This window comes from Variovorax sp. Varisp36 (genome assembly GCF_047304235.1).
Lineage (GTDB): Bacteria > Pseudomonadota > Gammaproteobacteria > Burkholderiales > Burkholderiaceae_C > Variovorax.
This window is the reverse complement of sequence record NZ_JBGLYU010000033.1, coordinates 1-17,442: the sequence shown is the minus strand read 5'-3', so window position 1 is coordinate 17,442 and position 17,442 is coordinate 1. Positions and strand designations below refer to the sequence as shown.

General features: G+C 66.8%; 18 protein-coding genes. 10 read left to right on the top strand and 8 right to left on the bottom strand.

Translation table 11 applies throughout. The features are described 5' to 3' along the window. Positions 1-11 precede the first annotated feature (11 nt). On the top strand, positions 12-512 hold the full coding sequence (locus ACCD11_RS19200) for a glycine zipper 2TM domain-containing protein (protein WP_007835672.1): 501 nt from the start codon (positions 12-14) through the stop codon (positions 510-512). Positions 513-578: 66 nt separating this feature from the next. On the opposite strand, the gene ACCD11_RS19195 is transcribed toward ACCD11_RS19200, so the two are convergent. Beyond that, positions 579-1,103 (bottom strand): FKBP-type peptidyl-prolyl cis-trans isomerase, encoded by a 525-nt coding sequence (locus tag ACCD11_RS19195; protein ID WP_413315070.1) that lies wholly within the window; start codon positions 1,101-1,103, stop codon positions 579-581. A gap of 14 nt (positions 1,104-1,117) precedes the next feature. Here ACCD11_RS19195 and ACCD11_RS19190 point away from each other — a divergent pair, with 14 nt between their 5' ends. The 3 genes from ACCD11_RS19190 to ACCD11_RS19180 all read left to right on the top strand — a co-directional run bounded on the left by ACCD11_RS19190 (position 1,118) and on the right by ACCD11_RS19180 (position 3,096). Then, a complete protein-coding gene (locus ACCD11_RS19190; RefSeq protein ID WP_413315069.1) occupies positions 1,118-2,260 on the top strand; it encodes a JmjC domain-containing protein in 1,143 nt (380 codons plus the stop codon). Continuing rightward, positions 2,250-2,753: a hypothetical protein gene (locus tag ACCD11_RS19185; RefSeq protein WP_413315068.1), complete on the top strand. Its 504-nt coding sequence runs from the start codon at positions 2,250-2,252 to the stop codon at positions 2,751-2,753. The genes ACCD11_RS19190 and ACCD11_RS19185 overlap by 11 nt, the downstream gene beginning before the upstream one ends. Before the next feature lie 94 nt (positions 2,754-2,847). Next, on the top strand, positions 2,848-3,096 hold the full coding sequence (locus ACCD11_RS19180; RefSeq protein ID WP_413315067.1) for a hypothetical protein: 249 nt from the start codon (positions 2,848-2,850) through the stop codon (positions 3,094-3,096). Positions 3,097-3,175: 79 nt separating this feature from the next. Here ACCD11_RS19180 and ACCD11_RS19175 read toward each other — a convergent pair whose 3' ends face one another. The 6 genes from ACCD11_RS19175 to ACCD11_RS19150 form a co-directional block, all read right to left on the bottom strand. Then, complete coding sequence (locus tag ACCD11_RS19175) at positions 3,176-3,952, bottom strand: MBL fold metallo-hydrolase (RefSeq protein ID WP_413315066.1); 777 nt, start codon at positions 3,950-3,952, stop codon at positions 3,176-3,178. A 5-nt stretch (positions 3,953-3,957) separates the two neighbouring features. Further along, complete coding sequence (gene bamC / locus ACCD11_RS19170) at positions 3,958-5,037, bottom strand: outer membrane protein assembly factor BamC (protein ID WP_007835664.1); 1,080 nt, start codon at positions 5,035-5,037, stop codon at positions 3,958-3,960. Between the two features lie 116 nt (positions 5,038-5,153). Then, positions 5,154-6,044 (bottom strand): 4-hydroxy-tetrahydrodipicolinate synthase, encoded by an 891-nt coding sequence (gene dapA / locus ACCD11_RS19165; RefSeq protein WP_007835662.1) that lies wholly within the window; start codon positions 6,042-6,044, stop codon positions 5,154-5,156. Positions 6,045-6,122: 78 nt separating this feature from the next. Then, positions 6,123-6,692 (bottom strand): class I SAM-dependent methyltransferase, encoded by a 570-nt coding sequence (locus ACCD11_RS19160; RefSeq protein ID WP_413315065.1) that lies wholly within the window; start codon positions 6,690-6,692, stop codon positions 6,123-6,125. 13 nt (positions 6,693-6,705) lie between these two features. Next, the gene (locus ACCD11_RS19155) at positions 6,706-6,846 is read right to left on the bottom strand and encodes a hypothetical protein (RefSeq protein ID WP_200936025.1); all 141 of its coding nucleotides are present in this window, start codon (positions 6,844-6,846) and stop codon (positions 6,706-6,708) included. 18 nt (positions 6,847-6,864) lie between these two features. Next, positions 6,865-8,091: an MFS transporter gene (locus ACCD11_RS19150; RefSeq protein ID WP_007835659.1), complete on the bottom strand. Its 1,227-nt coding sequence runs from the start codon at positions 8,089-8,091 to the stop codon at positions 6,865-6,867. Positions 8,092-8,272: 181 nt separating this feature from the next. On the opposite strand from ACCD11_RS19150, the gene ACCD11_RS19145 reads away from it, so the two are divergent. The 5 genes from ACCD11_RS19145 to ACCD11_RS19125 all read left to right on the top strand — a co-directional run bounded on the left by ACCD11_RS19145 (position 8,273) and on the right by ACCD11_RS19125 (position 14,436). Further along, positions 8,273-8,728, top strand: a complete 456-nt coding sequence (locus tag ACCD11_RS19145; RefSeq protein WP_007835658.1) for a DUF2846 domain-containing protein — start codon at positions 8,273-8,275, stop codon at positions 8,726-8,728. A gap of 91 nt (positions 8,729-8,819) precedes the next feature. Beyond that, complete coding sequence (locus ACCD11_RS19140) at positions 8,820-10,817, top strand: DNA topoisomerase IV subunit B (protein ID WP_007835656.1); 1,998 nt, start codon at positions 8,820-8,822, stop codon at positions 10,815-10,817. A gap of 14 nt (positions 10,818-10,831) precedes the next feature. Next, a complete protein-coding gene (locus ACCD11_RS19135) occupies positions 10,832-11,749 on the top strand; it encodes a lytic transglycosylase domain-containing protein (RefSeq protein WP_413315064.1) in 918 nt (305 codons plus the stop codon). A gap of 84 nt (positions 11,750-11,833) precedes the next feature. Further along, positions 11,834-14,245: a DNA topoisomerase IV subunit A gene (gene parC, locus ACCD11_RS19130; protein ID WP_413315063.1), complete on the top strand. Its 2,412-nt coding sequence runs from the start codon at positions 11,834-11,836 to the stop codon at positions 14,243-14,245. Continuing rightward, complete coding sequence (locus tag ACCD11_RS19125; protein ID WP_413315062.1) at positions 14,245-14,436, top strand: hypothetical protein; 192 nt, start codon at positions 14,245-14,247, stop codon at positions 14,434-14,436. Before parC ends, ACCD11_RS19125 begins: the two co-directional genes overlap by 1 nt. Before the next feature lie 24 nt (positions 14,437-14,460). Here the strand turns inward: ACCD11_RS19125 and ACCD11_RS19120 are convergent, their stop codons facing one another. Then, positions 14,461-15,582, bottom strand: a complete 1,122-nt coding sequence (locus ACCD11_RS19120; RefSeq protein WP_413315061.1) for an MBL fold metallo-hydrolase — start codon at positions 15,580-15,582, stop codon at positions 14,461-14,463. 222 nt (positions 15,583-15,804) lie between these two features. Here ACCD11_RS19120 and ACCD11_RS19115 point away from each other — a divergent pair, with 222 nt between their 5' ends. Continuing rightward, positions 15,805-17,382, top strand: coding sequence for an esterase/lipase family protein (locus tag ACCD11_RS19115; RefSeq protein WP_413315060.1), 1,578 nt, complete (start codon positions 15,805-15,807; stop codon positions 17,380-17,382). The last annotated feature ends 60 nt before the right edge of the window (positions 17,383-17,442 follow it).

Here is a 17,442-nt window from a genome sequence, read left to right as displayed (position 1 = left end):
GAGCCTCCAACATGAAGATCTCAATGCGCTTTGTTTCCGTCACCGCTTCCGTGCTGGCCGTGGCCACGCTCACGGCATGCGTGGCACCGGCGCCCGTCTACCAGACCTCGCGCTATCCGTACCAGGCGCCCCCGCAGGCCATCCAGTACCGCGAAGCTTCCTACGTCGAGTACGGCCACGTGGCCAACATCGAGGTGCTGCGCAGCGAAACAGCCGGCACCGGCACCACCGGCGGCGGCGCTGTCGCCGGCGGGGTCATCGGTGGTGTGGTGGGCAACCAGTTCGGACGCGGCAATGGACGTGCAGCGGCCACCGCGCTGGGCATCGTGGGCGGCGCCCTGCTGGGCAACACCATCGAGGCTCAGCAGAACGGGCCACGTGCCTATGAAACCTATCGCGTGTCGGTGCAGACCGACAACGGCGGTTACCGCGCCTTCGATGTGCAAAGCCCGGGCGACCTGCGCATCGGCGACCGTGTGCGCATCGACAACGGCCAGATCTCGCGCATGTAGCCGTCGACGATCTTCCGTACGCAAAAAAGCCGAGCATGCTCGGCTTTTTCTTTGGCTGACAGAGCCTCAATGCAGCGTATGGTTGCCCGGTGCCATCGGCGCGACCTTGAAGAAGCCCGTGCCCGCCGAGCCGCGGCCGACTTCCTCTTCGGTGGCCTCGCGCACGGAGCGCACTGTGATGTCGAGCCGGATCGCGATGCCTGCCAGCGGATGGTTGCCGTCCAGCACCAGATGCTCCGGATAGATCTCGGCCACGGTGTAGATCGCGTCTTTTGGAATGTCGCTGTTCACGCCCTTGGGAAGGGCGGAGCCGTCGAAGGTCATGCCTTCTTCCGTGCCTTCGGGAAAAAGCGAGCGCGGCTCCAGGAAGAGCAACTGGTCGTTGAAGTCGCCGAAGCCCTGTTCGGGTTCGATCTGCAGCTGCACCCGGGCGCCGGGCTCATGGCCTTGCAGGGCCGCTTCGATCACGTCGAAGAGGTCGTCGCCGCCGACCATGAATTCCACCGGCTCGTCGAGCACGTCCAGCACGTCGCCGAGCGTGTCTTTCATGGTCCAGGTCAGGCCGACCACGCATTGTTCAGAGATTTCCATTGCAGAATTCTCCCATGGAGATCAATCAACCCCTGCCATTGCTCGGCGGCCTGAGTGCCGCGCAGTTCATGCGGCGGCACTGGCAGAAAAAACCCTTTCTCGTCCGACAGGCGATACCCGCGATGGTGCCACCGATCGAACGTGCTGCGTTGTTCGCGCTGGCCGAACGCGAGGAGGTCGAATCGCGGCTCATCCGGCATGGCAAGGCCGGCTGGTCGCTCAAGCATGGGCCGCTGGCCCGGCGTGCCTTGCCGCCGTTGAAGCAACCCGCCTGGACGCTGCTGGTGCAGGGCGTCGACCTGCATCACGAAGGCGTACACGAACTGTTGCAGCAGTTTCGCTTTCTGCCCGACGCTCGCCTCGACGACCTGATGATCAGCTATGCCAGCGATACCGGCGGGGTAGGCGCGCATTTCGACAGCTACGACGTGTTTCTGCTGCAGGCGCAGGGGCGTCGCCGCTGGTCCATCGGCAAGCAGAGCGACCTGCGCCTGCAGCCGGGCGTGCCGCTCAAGATCCTCGAGAACTTCGAACCCGAGCAGACCTTCGTGCTCGAACCCGGCGACATGCTGTACCTGCCGCCGCGCTATGCCCACGACGGCGTGGCCGTGGGTGACGACTGCATGACCTGTTCCATCGGCCTGCGTTCGTCCGCATTGGGCGAACTCGGCGCCGACCTGCTGGCGCGCATGGCGCAGGCGTACGCCGAAGACCTGGAAGATGCGGGGCCTGCCGAGCTGGCGCGCTACCGTGACCCGATGCAGCCGGCGGTCGATGCACCCGCGCAGATGCCCGCCGCATTGCAGGGCTTCGCCCGCAAGGCCATCGAGGCCGCACTGCGCGATGCCGATGCCGTCGATCGCGCACTTGGCGAGTCGCTCACCGAGCCCAAGGCCAATGTCTGGTTCGGCGAAGGCGGCGAAGCACCCGATGCAATGCAGCGCGTGGCACTCGACCGCCGCACGCGCATGCTCTACGACACGCGGCACATCTACATCAACGGCGAGAGCTTTCGCGCGGGAGGGTCCGACGCTACGCTGATGCGCCGCCTTGCCGACCGGCGCGCGCTGGATTCCCGCGAGCTGGCCCGTGCCAGCGAAGGCGCTCTCGCGCTGCTCGGCGAATGGTGCGAGGCAGGTTGGCTTCATGCCGAATGATCACACCGGATCGCCACTGAGCGAAGGCCGCTTCGATGGCCGCGAAGCCTTCGATGCGATCCTGCGTGCCGCACTGTCGGCCGCCGCGCGGGAGGGCTGGAAGGAGATCGTCTTCAGCGACCCCGACTTTGCCGACTGGCCGTTGGGCGAGCGCGCGAGCATCGAGGCGTTGCAGGCCTGGTCGGCAAGCGGCCGCCGCTTCGTGCTGCTCGCCCAGCGCTTCGATGTACTCGAACGCGGCCATGCGCGCTTCGTGCCGTGGCGCCGCATGTGGGACCACATCATCGAATGCCGCGCGACCGGCAAGGCCGCGGGCTCCGAAGTGCCCAGCGCCATCTGGACGCCCACCTGGTTCGTGCATCGCATCGACCCCGAGCGCAGCCGCGGCGTGAGCGGCACCGATGCGCCCGCCCGCCGCGCCTTGCGCGAATCGATCGACGAATGCTGGCGCATCGCGCGGCCGGCGTTTCCGGCATCGACATTGGGCTTGTAAGCCAATGCCGCGAATGCGGCCGCGAGACATATTCGGACAGGTGGGCAGGTCTAGAATTTTTTCGTTCCAGACCTTCATTGCCAAAGGAGATTCCATGAAGAAGTCATCGTCCGTCCTGGTTGCCTCGCTGATTGCCGCTGCCGCGCTCGTCGCCTGCGGAAAGAAGGAGGATGCTGCGCCGGCTGTCGTGACGCCGCCTCCTGCGCCCGTGACCGAACCCGCGCCTGCCACCGATCCGGCCGCATCGGGGGCGGCAACGCCGGCGCCCGGCGCATCGTCCGCGCTCGACGCGGCGAACGCAGCCACCGAGGCAGCGAAGAAGAACGAAGCGCCGAAGCAATAGGCCAGGCCTCGGCACCCGCCATGATGAAAGCCGCCACGAGGCGGCTTTTTTTCTTAGGAGAGCGTGAGGATCGCGCGGCTCATACGTCGAGCCAGGGCGAGCCCTGCGATGCCGTGGCGGTGAGCATCTCGGCCTCGTCGCCGCCGAGGGCCTCGGCCATCAGGCGGCGCACGATCTCGGGTCGATTGTTCTGCTCGCTCAGGTGTGCAGCCACCACGTGGCGCAAGCCGTCGTGCAGCACCGCGCGTGCGATCTCTGCGGCGGCCGTGTTCGACAGGTGGCCGTAGTTGCCGCCGACACGATGCTTGAGAAAGGGCGGATAGGCCGAATTGGCCAGCAGATCGCTGTCGTGGTTGAACTCCAGCAGCAGCGCATGCACGCCGCTCAGGCGGGCCAGCACGTGGGCCGTGGCGTGGCCCAGATCCGTCAATACGCCCAGCGTGCGGTTGCCGTCGGTGCAGCGAAGCTGCAGCGGCTCGCGCGCATCGTGGGGCACGGTGAAGGGCTGCACGCAGATGTCGCCGACCTCGAACTCGGCGTCGTCGCGCGCCAGGTTCAGCAGGCCCTCGAAATCGCGCCCGCCGGCGGCGAGCCACGTGCCTTCGCTCATCCAGACGGGGATGCGGTTGCGCCGCGACAGCGAATGGGCGCAGCCGATGTGGTCGCCGTGCTCGTGCGTGACGAAGACCGCATCGATGTCGCTGGCGGCGAGGCCTGCCTGGGCCAGCCGCAGATCGAGCTGCTTGAGGCCGAAGCCGCAGTCGATCAGGAGGCGGGAGGTGCGGCCGGCGCTGGTCGCTTCGACCAGCGCGGCGTTGCCCGTGCTGCCGCTGCCGAGGCTTCGGAAGCGGAGCATGCGGGTTACTTCAGGTCGTCTGCGATGACCTTGACGATGCGCTCGGCGTTGGCCGAGGTTTCAGGTGCGCCGGCTGCGTCGAGCACGGACACCGTCGTGGCTTCGCCCTGTCCCTTGACCGAGATGCGGAACTTGATCGGTGCTTCGTCCTTGGGCGAGCTGCTGAACAGCTTGCCGAAGAAGCCGGGCTCCTTCTTGTCGGGGTTGGGGGTCACGTAGCGCACGTAGTACAGGCCGGCGCTGCGGTCGCGGTCTTCCACGGTGAAGCCGGTGCGGTCGAGCGCGAGCCCGACGCGGCGCCATGCGCGCTCGAAGCCTTCGCTGATCTGCACGACCGGCTGGTTGCCGACCTTGGCGACGGTGGCGGTCTTGGTCGTCGCGGTGGTGGCGGCCAGGATCTTCGACTGCTCCTGCGAGACGCCGAGCTTGACCATCAGGCGGCGCAGGAATTCGGTCTCGAGCTCAGGATCGCTGGGGCGGGGCTGCCACACGGTCTGGTCCTGGCGCGAGTTGTTGTAGACCTCCTGCATGCCGCGGTGGCTGATGAAGATCTCGGTGCCGTTGGGCGTGCGTTCCAGGCGAGTGCGGAAGCGGTCGAGTTCGCCGGTCGAGTAGACCGAGTCGACCAGCTTGCCCAGCGTGCCGCGGATGATGTCCTGCGGCAGCTTGGCGCGGTTCTCGGCCCAGTCGGTTTCCATGATGCCCAGGTTGCGCTGGTCGGTGGTCAGCAGGAAGCCGCTTTCCTGCCAGAAGTCCTTCACCGGGTCCCAGAGCTGGTCGGGCGTACGGTTGACGACGATCCATCGCTGCGTGCCCGAGCGCTCCATGCGCACGTCGCCGAGGTTGCTCACGGCGGTGGGCACGCCCGGGGCGTTGGCGATGCCGGCCTGGTAGGCATTGGCGGTCACGGCGCCGCCGGGGATGGCGTAGCGGTTGTCGCGCGAGAGTTGGGAGAGATCGGGTGGGACTTCGAGCGTCGGGGCCTTGCCTGCACTCTTGTAGTCGATCTTGTCGCTCTCGAGGACGGAGCAGGCGGCGAGGCTGGCAACGAGGGCCAGCAGTGCAAGTCGCGAAAGGTTCTTCAACGTCGTCTTCCTTGTTGGAATGGTTCGGTCAATCTAGGGGCCGCAGTGCCCGCCATCTCAGAGCACGGTTCGGGCAAAAGGTTGCTTAACCTTGCTGCGGCCAGGGGAAAGGATGCTCAGCCCTTCAGCAGGCCGGTGGCGCGCAGGGCGCCTTCGACCGCGGGGCGGCTCGCTTCGCCGAGTTCGGTGAGCGGCAGGCGCAGCGTGCCGCCGCACAGGCCGAGCCGTGCCATGGCCCACTTCAGCGGGATCGGGTTGGGCTCGACGAACAGGTTGCGGTGCAGCGGCATCAGCTCGAACTGGATCTGCATGGCGCGCTTGACGTCGCCCGCCAGTGCCGCCACGCACAGTTCGTGCATCTTGCGCGGCGCGACGTTGGCCGTGACGCTGATGTTGCCCTGGCCGCCGCAGAGCATGAGCGCGACCGCGGTCGGGTCGTCGCCGGAATAGACGGCAAAGTTCTTAGGCAGGTCGCGAATGAGCCACTGGGCGCGCTCGATGTTGCCGGTAGCTTCCTTGATGCCGATGATGCCGGGCACCTGCGCCAGTCGCAGCACGGTGTCGTGCGCCATATCGGCAACGGTGCGGCCGGGCACGTTGTAGAGCACGACGGGCAGGTCGCCCACGGCTTCTGCGATGGCCTTGAAATGCTGGTACTGGCCCTCTTGCGTGGGCTTGTTGTAGTACGGCACGACCTGGAGCTGCGAATCGGCGCCCACGCCCTTGGCGAACCTGGCGAGCTCGATGGCTTCCTTGGTCGAGTTCGCGCCGCAGCCGGCCATCACGGGGACGCGGCCCCGGGCCTGCTCGACCGAAACACGGATGATTTCGCAGTGCTCTTCGACATCGACCGTCGGCGATTCGCCGGTGGTGCCGACCACGCCGAGGCAGTCGGTGCCTTCTTCGATGTGCCAGTCGATGAGCCGCCGCAGGGCGGGGTAGTCGACACTGCCGTCGTCGTGCATCGGCGTGACGAGCGCGACGATGCTGCCTGTCAGTTGCTCCAAGGGGAATCTCTTTGTCGGTGGACGAAAGTGCCGATTCTACTTACTCCGGCGTGCCGCAAGACAGCCGCCCCGGGCCCCTCAGTTTCCCGCAAGGAGGTGCCGGGGCGGCTGGCCGTCGTTGCTGCCAGCGGGGCGGACGGCGGCAATGCGCTGCACGAAGCGCGCAGGTTCGGGCATGAAGCCGTCCTCGTAGGCCACCACGCGCAGGCCGGTGCAGGCCGTCAGCAGTTCGCCGGGCTGCAGCAGGAAGTCGGGGCGAGAGGGCTTGCCGACGGTCTCGTTGCCCGCCGCGAAGGTTTCGTAGAGCAGCACGCCGCCCGCTGCCACCGCGGCCACGATGTCGGCCATGCGCGGGCGCCAGAGGTAGTTGGTGACGATCACGGCGCCAAAGGCCTGGCCGGCGAAGGGCCAGGGGCCCGACTCGATGTCCGCCGAGACGGTGCGGCCGAAGGCGCCGGCCGCCGCTATGGCTTCAGGCGAGCGGTCGACACCGGTGGCCGGATGCCCGCGGCCCGCGAACCACTGCATGTGCCGCCCGGCGCCGCAGGCCACGTCGAGCACCTTGGCGCCGGGCGCGAGCAGGTGCGTCCAGCGAACGATCCATTCGGAAGGCGCGGACAGGCCGTGCATCGGTACAGCATCTTTCATGGCGGGGCGGGCCTCAGAAGCAGGACCAGATCTGGTCGACCAACGTCACGAGGAAGTCCGGGTGGACGTAAAGCGCGAACACGCCGCCCAGCACTGCCAGCGCGGCGGCCAGCCAGCCCGCGTGGACGATGTGGTGGCGCATTTGCGAAGTCATGGCCGTGTTTATACGCAATCAGCCCGCGGCCCCCAGCGGCTGTGGCGACGAGCGCGAGATGGCGCTTTCCTTCACCGGCAGGTTGATCAGCGCCGCGAACACGCCCAGCGCGACCGCGATGTACCAGACGATGTCGTAGCTGCCCGTGGTGTCGTACAGGTAGCCGCCGAGCCACACGCCCAGGAACGAGCCCACCTGGTGGCTCAGGAACACGAAGCCGCTGAGCATCGACAGGTGCGCCACGCCGAAGATGCCCGCCACGATCGCATTGGTCGCGGGCACAGTCGACAGCCACAGGAAGCCCATCGCCGCCGAGAACACATACACGCTGAGCGGTGAGATCGGTACCAGCAGGAACAGCGCGATCGACACGGCCCGCGCGAAATAGATCGCCGCCAGGATCTTGCGCTTGGCCAGCTTCTGCCCCAGCAGCCCCACCGTGTAGGTGCCGAACACGTTGAACAGCCCGATCAGCGCCAGCGCATAGCCCGCCACTTCGGCCGGCAGGCTCCGGTCGCGCAGGTAGGTCGGCATGTGGATGCCGATGAACGCAAGCTGGAAGCCGCAGACGAAGTACCCCGCCATCAGCAGCCCGAAGCTCGGATAGCGGAAAGCCTCGCCCACCGCCTGCAGCACCGATTGTTCGCGGTGCCCGGCCAGCGCGGACGTCTTCGGTTCGCGCAGGCCGAAGGCCATCGGGATGATCACGAGCACCAGCACCGCCACCACGGCAAGCGCCGTCTGCCAGCCCAGGTGGCCGATCAATCGCCCCTCGATGGGCGCCATCAGGAACTGCCCGAAGGAGCCGGCCGCCGCCGCAACGCCCATCGCCCACGATCGCCGTTCGGCCGGAATCTGCCGACCGATCACGCCGTAGATCACTGCATAGGTCGAGCCCGCCTGCGCCGCGCCGATCAGCACGCCCGCGCTCAGCGTGAAGAGCAGCGGCGTCGGCGAATGCGCCATGCCGAGCAGACCCAGCGCATAGAACACCGAGCCGCCGATCAGCACCCGGAACGCGCCGAAGCGGTCGGCCAGCATGCCCGCGAACACCCCGAAGATGCCCCATGAAAGATTCTGGACCGCCAGCGCGAACGAGAAGGTCTGCCGGCTCCAGTCCTGCGCCTGCGTGATCGGCTGCAGCCAGAGCCCGAAGCCGTGGCGGATGCCCATCGACAACGTGACGATCATGGCCCCGCAGAACAGGACTTGCTTGATGGAGAGGACGGGGGCTGGGGCTTGCATCGCGTCGAATGTAGCGACTTGAGGGCTTCGGCAGGCGGCAGGTCGGCCGACGGCATTGATGATTTATCGAGGTGGCTTTGATGCGACCGGCGCATCAAAACCGGTGAGGGCCCCCGCAAACCCTTGTGTGTGATTTGTTACATTTGTGTTCCAGCGCACTTCCCCACAAGGAATCCAGACAATGAGAAGAACCGCCTTGAAGTTCGCCGCGCTCGCAGCGCTGACGATCCTCGCCGCAGGCTGCGCCAGCACTGGCGTCAAGCACCAGGACATGGCCGGCACCATTCCCGCCGTGAAATCAGGCGAGGGCCGTATCTATTTCTTCCGCGCAGCGACACCCTACGGCTCGGCACTGCAGCCCCTCATCCGCCTCAACAAGGTGGTGGTGGGCGCATCGAAGTCTGGTGGTTTCTTCTACGTGGACCGTCCGGCCGGCACCTACCTGGCCGCGACCACGACCGACGCCGGGAAGACGCTCGGCATACCCCTGGAAGCCGGCGAAACCAAATACGTGCGCATGTCGCCATCGTTCGGCCTGGTGATCGGCAGCATCGTTCTCGACCTCGAGCCGGCCGAAAAGGCCAGGCCCGAACTCGCCTCGCTGGCCTATACCGGCCAGGCCATCATCAACAAGTAAGTCCGGTCATCGTGCAAACCTTCGGCTTCCGGTCGAAGGTTCCTGTATGGGTATCCAGTCATTTGGTGGCGACTGACTACAATCCGCCCCCATGGCGACTCCCCTCAAGACTCCCCCCAGTTCAGCGTCCGCATCGTCCGGCTACTCGGAAGGCTCCATCCGCGTGCTCAAGGGCCTCGAGCCCGTGAAGCAGCGCCCGGGCATGTACACCCGGACCGACAACCCGCTGCACATCATCCAGGAAGTGCTCGACAACGCCGCCGACGAGGCGCTGGCGGGCTACGGCAAGAAGATCAAGGTCACGTTGCATGCCGACGGCTCGGCCAGCATCGAAGACGACGGCCGGGGCATTCCGTTCGGCCTGCACCCCGAAGAAAAGGCCCCCGTGATCGAGCTCGTGTACACCCGCCTGCACGCGGGCGGCAAGTTCGACAAGGGCTCGGGCGGTGCCTACAGCTTCTCGGGCGGCCTGCACGGCGTGGGCGTTTCGGTGACCAATGCGTTGTCCAAGCGGCTCGAAGTCACCTCGCACCGCGAAGGCTCCGTCGCCAAGCTGGCCTTCAGTGCCGGCGACGTGATCGAGGCGCTCGAAATCCGCAAGCTCGAGGCCGGCGAGCGCCGCCAGGGCACCACCGTGCGCGCCTGGCCCGACGCCAAGTATTTCGAGACCGCCGTGCTTCCCATGGGCGAGCTCACGCACCTGCTGCGCAGCAAGGCCGTGCTGATGCCTGGCGTGAGCGTCACGCTCGTCAATGAGAAGACCAAGGAAACCCAGCAGTGGCTCTACAAGGGCGGCCTGAGCGACTACCTCATGCAGACGCTCAACGGCGACCCCGTCATTCCGCTGTTCGAAGGCAGCGGCCACGCTGACAAGAACGCCGACAACTTCGCCGAAGGCGAGGGCGCCGACTGGTGCGTGGCCTTCACGGAAGACGGCCAGCCGGTGCGCGAGAGCTACGTCAACCTGATTCCCACCAGCGCCGGCGGCACGCACGAAAGCGGCCTGCGCGACGGCCTGTTCACCGCCGTGAAGGGCTTCATCGAGCTGCACTCGCTGCTGCCCAAGGGCGTGAAGTTGCTGCCCGAGGACGTGTTCGCGCGCGCCTCGTACGTGCTCAGCGCCAAGGTGCTCGACCCGCAATTCCAGGGCCAGATCAAGGAACGCCTGAACTCGCGCGACGCGGTGCGCCTGGTGTCGAGCTTCGTGCGCCCCGCGCTCGAACTGTGGCTCAACCAGCACGTCGACTATGGCCGCAAGCTCGCCGAGCTGGCCATCAAGGCCGCGCAGACGCGCCAGCGCGCCGGCCAGAAGGTCGAGAAGCGCAAGGGCTCCGGCGTGGCCGTGCTTCCCGGCAAGCTGACCGACTGCGAGAGCAAGGACATCAGCCACAACGAAGTCTTCCTGGTCGAGGGCGACTCCGCCGGCGGCAGCGCCAAGATGGGCCGCGACAAGGAAAGCCAGGCGATCCTGCCCCTGCGCGGCAAGGTGCTCAACACCTGGGAAGTCGAGCGTGACCGGCTCTTCGCCAACACCGAGATCCACGACATCTCGGTGGCCGTGGGCGTCGACCCGCACGGCCCCAACGACACGCCCGACATGAGCGGGCTGCGCTACGGCAAGGTCTGCATCCTGAGCGATGCCGACGTGGACGGCTCGCACATCCAGGTGCTGCTGCTCACGCTGTTCTTCCGGCACTTTCCGAAATTGATCGAAGCCGGCCACGTGTATGTTGCAAAGCCGCCATTGTTCCGGGTCGATGCACCTGCGCGCGGCAAGAAGCCGGCCTCCAAGGTTTATGCGCTGGACGAAGGTGAACTCACCGCCACGCTCGACAAATTGCGCAAGGACGGCGTTCGCGAAGGCGCCTGGAGCATCAGCCGCTTCAAGGGCCTGGGCGAAATGAGCGCGGAACAATTGTGGGAAACCACGCTCAATCCAGACACCCGGCGCCTGATGCAGGTCCAATTGGGGCGGTTCGACTTCACGGCCACCCAGGGCGAGATCACCAAGCTCATGGGCAAGGGCGAAGCGGCAGCGCGGCGCGAACTCATGGAGTTGCGGGCCGACGATGTCGACATCGACGTCTGATTCCTCCACCACGCATGTCAGCTTTCAAGCGTTCGTTGTTGCTTTCGGCCTTCCTGCTGTGTACACAGCAGGAGGCGGCGCACGCCGCTGACATCTACGGCTACGTCGACAGCAAAGGCGTGGCGCATTTCGCCGCCGAGAAGATCGACGAGCGCTACCAGGTCTTCTTCCGTGGCGGCCAGAGCTTCGACACGGCGCAGGGCCTTTCTCCGCTGGGCCGCGGCGCCCGCAAGCTCGACGGCAAGGTGCCGGCCGCGTCGCAGTCGCTGCTGGCCATGTTCGAGGCCTCGCCCGGCTACAAGACCGCCAAGTCCGCCCTGCGCGATGCATCGAACAAGCACGACATCGACTACGAACTGCTCCAGGCCCTGGTCGCGACCGAGTCGGGCTTCGACGCGCAGGCCGTCTCGCCCAAGGGCGCCATGGGTCTCATGCAGTTGATGCCCGCGACGGCTCAGCGCTATGGCGTGTCGGCCGACAAGCGCGCGACCATCGAGAAGAAGCTGTTCGACCCGCGCATCAACATCGCCGCCGGCTCGCGCTACCTGCGTGACCTGATCGCGATGTTCCCGGGACAGATCGAGCTCGCGCTGGCTGCCTACAACGCAGGCGAGGGGGCTGTGCAGCGTGCGGGCAACAAGATCCCGAACTACAAGGAAACGCAGAACTATGTACAGACCGTGCTGCAGTTGTATGCGTACCTGAAGCCTTCGGCAGTGACGGTGGGCGGAAACCTTCGGGGTGGCAGTGGCGGCGGCAGGACGCCGGGGCGCATCCGCATGGAAATGGCGGTGCCAAAGGGCGGCGCGATCGGCCGCGGCAACATGCCCTCCGAATCGCCGCGCAGCGCTCCGACGATGCCCGAGCTGCCCGACGTGCCGACCGGCGCGGCCGAGCCGGGCGCCACCGCGCCGCCGTCCCCCTTGTCCTGACCTCCGGGGACTGCCAAGTACCGTCCTCGCGACCGCAAACAAGGCGCGCAGCCTCAAGCAACTGTTTTTCTTTCCCTCTCATTCATGGACGACTCTCAACCTCCGCTCGATCTCCAGGGTCCCACCGACGGCGACACGACCCTGACCCTCGCCGACTACGCCCAGACCGCCTACCTCGAATACGCGCTCAGCGTGGTCAAGGGCCGCGCGCTGCCCGATGTGTCCGACGGCCAGAAGCCGGTGCAGCGCCGCATCCTGTATTCGATGTCGCGCATGGGCCTGGGCTTCGGCGGCACCAACGGCACCGTGGGTGCCAAGCCCGTGAAGAGCGCGCGCGTGGTCGGCGACGTGCTCGGCCGCTTCCACCCGCACAGCGACCAGGCCGCGTACGACGCGCTGGTGCGCATGGCGCAAGATTTTTCGCAGCGCTATCCACTGGTCGATGGCCAGGGCAATTTCGGCAGCCGCGACGGCGACGGCGCCGCGGCCATGCGCTACACCGAAGCGCGACTGGCGCGCATCACCAGCCTGCTGCTCGACGAGATCGATGAAGGCACGGTCGACTTCATTCCCAACTACGACGGCAGCACCGAAGAGCCGCGCCTGCTGCCCGCGCGGCTGCCGTTCACGCTGCTCAATGGCGCCAGCGGCATCGCGGTCGGCCTTGCCACCGAGATCCCGAGCCACAACCTGCGCGAGATTGCCGACGCCTGCGTGGCGCTGATCAAGTCGAACGGCAAGCTCAGCGAGGAAGAACTCTTCGCCATCGTGCCCGGCCCCGACTATCCGGGCGGCGCGCAGATCATCAGCAGCGCGGGCGACATCGCCGATGCCTACCGCACCGGCCGCGGCTCGCTCAAGGTGCGCGCGCGCTGGAAGATCGAAGACCTCGCGCGCGGCCAATGGCAGTTGGTGGTCAACGAACTTCCGCCGGGCGTCAGCACGCAGAAGGTGCTCGAAGAGATCGAGGAAATCACCAACCCGAAGGTCAAGACCGGAAAGAAGGCGCTGAGTGCCGACCAGACGCAGCTGAAGGCCGCGATGCTGTCGGTGCTCGACGTGGTGCGCGACGAGTCCAGCAAGGACGCGGCCGTGCGCCTGGTGTTCGAGCCCAAGACCTCGCGCATCAGCCAGGACGAGTTCATCACCACGCTGCTCGCGCAGACCTCGCTCGAAACCTCGTCGCCGATCAACCTCACGATGGTCGGCATCGACGGCAAGCCCACGCAGAAGTCGCTGCGCCAGATGCTCAACGAGTGGATCGCGTTCCGCGAGGTCACCGTCGAGAAGCGCTCGCGGCACCGGCTCAACAAGGTGCTGGAACGCATCCACATCCTCGAAGGCCGTCAGCTGGTGCTGCTGAACATCGACGAGGTGATCGCGATCATCCGCGCGGCGGAAGACCCGAAGGCCGCGCTCATCGCACGCTTCAATCTCAGCGAACGGCAGGCCGAGGACATTCTTGAAATTCGCCTGCGCCAACTTGCGCGGCTCGAAGCCATCAAGATCGAGCAGGAGCTCTCGGGCCTGCGCGACGAGCAGAAGAAGCTCGAAGACATTCTCGGCAGCCCGACCGCATTGCGCCGCCTGCTCGTGAAGGAAATCGAGGCCGACGCCAAGACATTCGAGGACGCGCGCCGCACGCTCATCCAGGCCGAGAAGCGCGCCGTGGCCGAGGTGAAGGTGGTCGACGAGCCCGTCACCGTCATCGTGTCGCAGAAGGGCTGGGTCCGTGCGCAGAAGGGCTGGGCGAGCGAGAAGGCTGCGGGCAACGGTGCGAACGCAGAGAAGGGCGCAGCGCCGGAATACAGCTTCAAGTCCGGCGACTCGCTCTACGGCGCCTTCGAATGCCGCAGCGTCGACACGCTGCTGGTCTTCGGCAGTGCCAAGGACAAGAGCGTGCGCGTCTACACCGTGCCCGTGTCCTCGCTGCCCGGCGCGCGCGGCGACGGCCAGCCGGTCACCACGCTCATCGAGCTCGATGCCGGCACGCACGTCACGCATTTCTTCGCCGGCCCCGTCGGCGCCAGCGTGCTGCTTGCCAACACCGGTGGCTACGGCTTCATCGCCACGGTCGAGAACATGATGTCGCGCCAGCGCGGCGGCAAGGCCTTCATCGACGTGGGCGAGGGCGAGCAGCTGTGCCGGCCGTCGCTGGTGGGCGGGGCGAGCGGCGCCGAGCCGATGCCGGCCGCCACGCACGTGGCCTGCGCCTCGACCGGCGGGCGCATCCTGACCTTCGACATCACCGAACTCAAGAGCCTGCCGAAGGGCGGGCGCGGCCTCACGCTGATCGACCTCGAGGCCAAGGACACCCTGGCCGGCGCCGCGGCTTACACGCGAAGCGTGAAGATCGAGGGCATCGGCCGCGGCGGCAAGGAGCGCGATGAAACGCTGGAAATCCGCACACTCAACAACGCCCGCGGCAGCCGTGCACGCAAGGGCAAGGCGGCCGACCTCGGCTTCAAGCCGTCGAGCATCGTGCGGGTGCAGTGATGGGCGGCATCGACATCAGCGTCATCGGGATCTTCATTGCCGTGGTCACCGGCTTCGGCAGCTATGTGCTGGGCCGGCGCATACGCGAAAAGCGGGCGGCGAAGAAGCGCGAGAAAGACCGCATCGCTTCGCAGGCGAACGAGACGCGGCAGGTGCGCCGGGCGCGGGAGCGCAAGGAACGGGGCGGGTAGGCCGGTAACGGGCGGCAGGGCCGCTCAGCGCAGGCCGGTCCACCAGCGCACATTCGTGCGCGCCTGCCCCACCGTCACCACCTCCCCGATCACCGGCGTCGCCAGCTCGATCTTCTTTGCCTCCGCGAGGTTCGCGATGCGGTCCAGCGGGTCGTGCCAGGTGTGGAAGGAAAGGTCGAAGGTGCTGTTGTGCACCGAGAAGAACACCTTGCCGCGCAGGTCCTCGAAGGCCTGCACGCTTTGCTCGGGCGTCATGTGCACGGCCGGCCACATGCTGTCGTAGGCGCCGTTTTCCATCAGCGCGATGTCGAAGCCGCCGAAGCGTTCACCGATCTGCCTGAAGCCGGGGAAGTAGCCCGAGTCCCCGCTGTAGAACAGGCGCTGCTCGCCGCTCTGCACTACCCATGAGGCCCATAGCGTGCGGTCGCGGTCGCCCAGCGTGCGGCCCGAGAAATGCTGCGCGGGCGTGGCGGTGAGCTTCACGCCGTCGTGTTCGCCACTTTGCCACCAGTCGAGCTCGCTCACGCGCTCGGCCGGCACGCCCATCACCAGCAGCCGCGCGCGCACGCCCAGCGGCACGAAGTAGCGCTGCACGCTCTTCGAGAGGTACTCGATGGTCGCCACGTCGAGGTGGTCGTAGTGGTCGTGCGAAAGGATCACGCCCTCTATCGGCGGCAGCTGTTCGAGCGCGATCGGCGGCTGGTGAAAGCGCTTCGGCCCGGCCCACTGCACCGGCGATGCACGGTCGCTGAACACCGGGTCGATCAGCCAGTACTTGCCGCGCAGCTTCAGCAGATGCGACGAGTGGCCGAGGCGCACCACGTGGTTGGCCTTGGTGTCGAGCGCATCGAGCGCGCCGCGGTCCAGCGCCTGCACGGGGATCGCATCGATCGGCACGGTGTCGACCTTGCTGCCCACGATGAAGCGTGACCAGATGCGCCATGCGCTGGCCTGGGCCGGCAGGTCGGGGTTGGCCATGTTGTGGAAGCCGCCGTCGCGGAATTGCGGCGAGTTCTCGTAGCGCGTCTCGCCGCCGCCGGCGGCGCCGCATCCCGCCACGAACGCGCAGCCGGCGGCCGCCAATGCGGTGCCACGGCGCAGCAGTTGAGGCAGGTAGGAACCCTGCGAACCTGGATCGTCAGCCATGGGAGTGCCTTCTGGATTGTGTTTGTCGGATGGCGCGAGACTAGCGACGATGCGCGTTTCAATGGTTTCAACCGTAGAAACATTTGGGGAGCGGGGGTATCCGGGACGCTTGTCCGGGGCGAAACAGCGAACAGTCCTATGCCATGCGCGATATGGCGCTCCCCTTCACCCCTCGGCAAACTGAAAGTCTTCATCGATCCCAAGGAACGAGGCGGCAGAGCCATGAGCAGCAATCGCTACCCCATCATCTACGTGCGTGGCTACGCCATGACCGAAGCGGAGCGCGATGACACCGCCGCCGATCCGTTCTGCGGTTTCAACATCGGCTCCACGGTGTATCGCGCCACCGTCAAGAAGGAAGCGCCGGCGCAGAAGTTCGTCTTCGAGTCGCCCATGGTGCGGCTGCTGGCTGACTTCCAGTACCAGAGCGTCTACCAGAACGGGCTGGACATCCTCGACCCCGACTGGAAGCCCTCGCCCGATGAAAACGGCAGGGACGTCGACGGCATTCCCTCGGCTTCGGTCATCATCTACCGCTACTACGACTCGGGCTCCGAGCTGCTCGGCGATGGCCGGGCCAGGGACATCAAGGTGTACGCGCAAGGCCTGAGCCAGTTGATCCTGCGCGTGCGCGACCTCGTGGCGCTGCGCGAGGGGCCCGGCTTCTCGCCCGCGGATTTCCGCTGCTACCTCGTCGCGCATTCGATGGGCGGCCTGGTGGTGCGCGCCTTCCTGCAGAACCCCGAGCTCGGCGAGGCGGCCGCGCGTGCGTGCGTCGACAAGGTGTTCACCTATGCCACGCCGCACAACGGCATCGACATGGGCGGCATCAACGTGCCGGCCTGGCTTACGGCGGCTGAGATGAACACCTTCAACCGCGAGAAGATGTCGGAGTTCCTGGCCACGCCGGCGGTCAACGGCCGCATGGACTACCTGCCGGCCACGGCCTTTCCGGCCGAGCGCTTCTTCTGCATGGTCGGTACCAATCGCGGCGACTACGAAAGCGCCAAGGGCCTGTCGCGCATGTTCGCGGGCCACGGCAGCGATGGGCTCGTGCGCATCGAGAACGCCTCGCTCTGGGCCTCCGACGCTGCGGGCAAGACGCAGCCAGTGGCCACCGCCTACACCTACCGCTCGCACTCGGGCTTCTTCGGCATCGTCAATTCGGAGGAGGCCTACCAGAACCTCGTGCGCTTCCTGTTCGGCGACGTGCGGGTCGATCTGTGGTTCGACATCGAGGGCGTCACGCTGCCGCCTGACCTGCCCAAGGGCGCTGACGTCGATGCGCTCTACCAGGTCGAGCTGCTCGCCGCACCGCGCGGCAAGCGCTGGTACCTGAGCCGGCGCGTGGCCGAGGAAGATTCGCCCGCCTGCCGTACGCACAAGGAACTGACCGACCCGGCCAAGGCGGATCGCCGGTCGATCTACCTTTCCACCGTGTTTCTCGCCAACAGGGCCCGCGTGAAGCAGGACCGCCCGACGCTCGCCTATGCCATGACGCTGGGCGTGCGCGTGCCCGACTACCAGGTCAACAACAAGTTCTGGCTCGATGGTCACTACGAAGGCAGCTCGCTGTTCCGCGATACGCTGGTCATCGAGATCGCGCCGCCCGCGCCTGGCGATCCGGCGCAGAGCTGGAACGTCAAGTACGGCTGGCAGACCGACACGGCGGGGCAGGCCTCGCTGCCGATGAGCCCGAAGCAGCTGGCCAGCGGCAAGCTGCAGTTCATGGTGCCGCTGTCGAGCCTCGGGGGGGCCCCCCCCGGGCCGCCCGGGGGGCCGCGTGGTAGCGGGGGGTGAAGGGGCGGGGGAGGAGGGGAGCCGCGGCGCAGTGCGGGAGGACACCACCCGCGCCCGCGA